Source organism: Methylobacterium ajmalii (genome assembly GCF_016613415.1).
Lineage (GTDB): Bacteria > Pseudomonadota > Alphaproteobacteria > Rhizobiales > Beijerinckiaceae > Methylobacterium > Methylobacterium ajmalii.
Genome location: NZ_JACWCT010000058.1, coordinates 2148 through 5440, shown reverse-complemented (window position 1 = coordinate 5440; position 3293 = coordinate 2148). Strand labels below are relative to the sequence as shown.

Genomic DNA, 3293 nt, shown 5'->3' with positions numbered 1-3293 from the left:
CTCGACGACCACGTCTTCGGCTCGCACTCCGCCCCCCGCGTCCCCGACCTCACGCCCCCGCCAACCCCCGGCTCGTCGCCGTAGCACTGCCGGATCAGAGAGCCCCGCACGTGCGAGCGCTCGTCCTAAAAACGTCCATCAATAATTATTTCATTAATAATACTATATTGCATTATCAATAAGTTGCGATATTTCATTCCACGCAATTTCATTTGACGAGTCGATGGGCGGCAAGCAATCTCTAATGGTGTCAAAGTTATAATCCATTTTACCAACATCTGCTCCGGCATCCAGAAGCAGCCTAACCATATCAACATTGAGGCGATGAACAGCCATTCCTAGGGCAGACCTCCCTTCAATAGCGCTGCACTGATCGATGATTTTTTCTGCTCCTTTTGCGAGCAAATTCTTTGCAAATTCTAAGTCGTTATTTTCGACACACCAATGCAGAGCAGAGTTTCCTTCATCATCAATAACGCTGGGGTCGGCGCCTGCATCTAGTAGGAATTGTGCTATATCTGGTAGATCATTGGAGAGGGCGATCAGCAATGGCGTCACACATTCTAAATCGGGCTGATCTGAATTTATTTGCGATCCATATTTTATAAGCAAGCTTATCATTTCAAAAGGACCACCGTTCTCGACCGCCAGTATGGCTTCATGCAGTGGGCGAATTTTAATTAATCCTTCTTTGATCTGATTCGGATCCGCACCATTTATGAGCAAATATTCTGTTTTTTTAAATCAAACTGTTTTATTGTACGAAATATCTCCTGCATACTTCTGCTCCTTATTGATCTATGGGTATGCACACCTGTGCTGCCACCAATTTTGTCTTGGTGATAGCACCATCAAGAAACTTGATCTGATCGGCATGGCCTTTATCGGGCTTTCCTTTAAAACACTCGTCTTGTATTTTTTGACGCGCATCTCTAAGTTTTTGCAAACTTTCGATTCTTGCAAGCGCAAGGGCGCAAGTGACTGTCGACAACCATTTTTCGTTGTCTGATTTAAATTATCGATTTGTAACAACTTTAGATTGTAGGTCTTTCATGATATTTTTGAGTTCTTCGTGTCTTTCGTCACTACAAGTTCGTTCGACCGCGGGCCTGCTGATTCTAACGCTGTCTTCCTTCGCAGCAACAGGCGCTTGTGCCTTTTTCTTTTTAATTTTAAGGTTGTAAAGCGGTCGCTGTAAATACTCTGAAAACGTTTCCCCGTCCGCCGGCTTGAGCCCCTTGATGCCCTTCCACACCGCATCCGCCGCCGCCGTTCCCTGCCCCTGCGGGATCGGTGGGACCGGCATCGGCAGCGGAACGGGCCCCGGCATCGGGACCGCCAGTTGCGCGTATCGGGCACCCGGACGAACCGCATCCGGGCTGGCGTCGCTCGCCGTCCCGCCCGACGGCCCGGACGCACCCGGCATCCGCGGCGTGATCTCCTTCTCCTCCAGCGTCGCGTAGCGCTCCGCATCCTTGAGGTAAGTCAGCCGACCATACGTGTTCCTGTGGTTCATCCACCACTCGTCGTCGTGGCGCACCATGGGGCGCCCTTCCGCCCGCACGCTCGACGACCACGTCTTGGGCTCGCACTCCGCCCCCCGCGTCCCCGACCTCACGCCCCCGCCAACCCCCGGCTCGTCGCCGTAGCACTGCCGGATCAGCGAGCCCCGCATGTGCGAGCGCTCATCGGTCTGGCAGACTCAGCGCGGCCGACCAATCTGTCGCACGTCGCGGAACCGCCCATACGGATAGCCCGGCTCCGGCGAGGTCTGTTCCACCAACCGGTAGGGTGTGAGCTGAGCAATGATGTCGAAATATTCCGGCACACGCACGCGTTGGCGGTCGTCTTCGCTGCCGCCGAGCTGGCGAGCCGGCACGTAGCCGTACACTTCACCGTCCGCCAGGGGGCCTAGACGCCTACGCACGTCATAGAAATCATCCGCATCATCTACAATAATATCGATAAGCAGGGCGCCAGCAAGAAAATTTTGCGAATATTCCACTCCTGTATCGGGATCGGCAGGCACGGCAGCTGCATATCCTACGCCGAGTTCGGAGCTATGGGGGAATGCCGTCATGCCGTACTTTTTTCTGTGCCACATTAGAGCCGCCTCGCCTTCACCAGTATAAGCGACCATACTGATGTCCTCTGGTCTCAGCTCCGGGTCGCCCGCGAAAATGGTTCTGACCAGGGGATCGAATAGGACGGGATCGCAGATCCAGAAGTACCCGTCCCGGTAGGAACCCCATCCGTGCTCGACCCAGAAGGTGATCAGCGCCTCGGGCACGCGGCCTCGGTAGCGTGCCGCCTCGTCAGGCGCGAGCCTGCGGGCGTTCTGCGGCTCGCCGAACCGCTCGACGATCATGGCAAATATGTCCTTCTCAGCCATAGAAAATCTTCCTCTTGTATCATTACTCAGGGAATATATTACTGAACGATCAAGGATATGCCCAGAGGGCACTGCCCCCGGCACATCTCGTCGGCATGCTCGCGGACCTCCTGCTGTCGGCTCGTGGGTGATCCTGTCTCGTGCACATTCCATTGCGAGCCAATGGATGAGTTGATGTTGCTATCACCCATATCCGCAATGTCGAGCTTGTAGCCACCAGCAACCATATCGAGGCGATGGAGCGCAGCAAGATCGCTTGTATTCGCCAAAGGATTTTGGCGTTTCCACTGTCTACGAAATCTTCTCTGAGCATTTTCTGCATCTTTTCGATCGAGTTCTTTCTGAAATGGCGTTTTTTTCGTAAATGAATCAATATCGTCGCGGCTTTTGCAGGGCCCTTTAGCATTTAATTTGTCCTGCTGAAGATCGAGCTGCCTCTGGTATTCAGGCCTGCTGTAGCCGTTCAAATCAAAAACGACTTGTCGCGGCCGGCACCGCTTGCGCGAGATCCGAACGTTCTCGTCCTTGTTGAGCGGGGTCGTGGTCGCAAGTAGAATACCCGCAGCAACCGCACTCGTCACGGCGCCTGCGGCACCGACGACCCCCATCACGGCACGGCGCGCAACGCTATCTCGGCCAGGTGTCGGGATTTCTTGAGGTTCGGGCTGAGGGGGCTGAGTAGGTTCCGGTACCGTCGATGGGGCCGACAGCGGGGAAATATCCGGAGCCGTGTTCGGCGGCTGGTAGAACGCCCATTGTATCCGGGGCTCGACTTGCTTCTCCTCCGGCGTCTCGTAGCGCTTGGCATCCTTGACGTAAGTCAGCCGACCATACGTGTTCCTGTGGTTCATCCACCACTCGTCGTCGTGGCGCACCATGGGGCGCCCTTCCGCCCGCACGC

5 protein-coding genes are annotated in these 3293 nt (G+C 54.9%); all 5 read right to left on the bottom strand.

All coding sequences use genetic code 11. The annotated features are described in order from the left end of the window. Nucleotides 1–162 precede the first annotated feature (162 nt). Nucleotides 163–726: an ankyrin repeat domain-containing protein gene (locus HPY23_RS10390; protein ID WP_200601890.1), complete on the bottom strand. Its 564-nt coding sequence runs from the start codon at nt 724–726 to the stop codon at nt 163–165. Nucleotides 727–790: 64 nt separating this feature from the next. After that, nucleotides 791–991, bottom strand: a complete 201-nt coding sequence (locus HPY23_RS34035; protein WP_091883648.1) for a hypothetical protein — start codon at nt 989–991, stop codon at nt 791–793. A 24-nt stretch (nt 992–1015) separates the two neighbouring features. Then, nucleotides 1016–1675, bottom strand: coding sequence for a DUF4150 domain-containing protein (locus tag HPY23_RS10380; RefSeq protein ID WP_200601889.1), 660 nt, complete (start codon nt 1673–1675; stop codon nt 1016–1018). 27 nt (nt 1676–1702) lie between these two features. Next, nucleotides 1703–2392 (bottom strand): GAD-like domain-containing protein, encoded by a 690-nt coding sequence (locus tag HPY23_RS10375; RefSeq protein ID WP_060850722.1) that lies wholly within the window; start codon nt 2390–2392, stop codon nt 1703–1705. A gap of 38 nt (nt 2393–2430) precedes the next feature. Next, on the bottom strand, nt 2431–3293 hold an 863-nt coding region (locus tag HPY23_RS10370), incomplete at its 5' end, for a polymorphic toxin type 15 domain-containing protein (protein WP_236017662.1).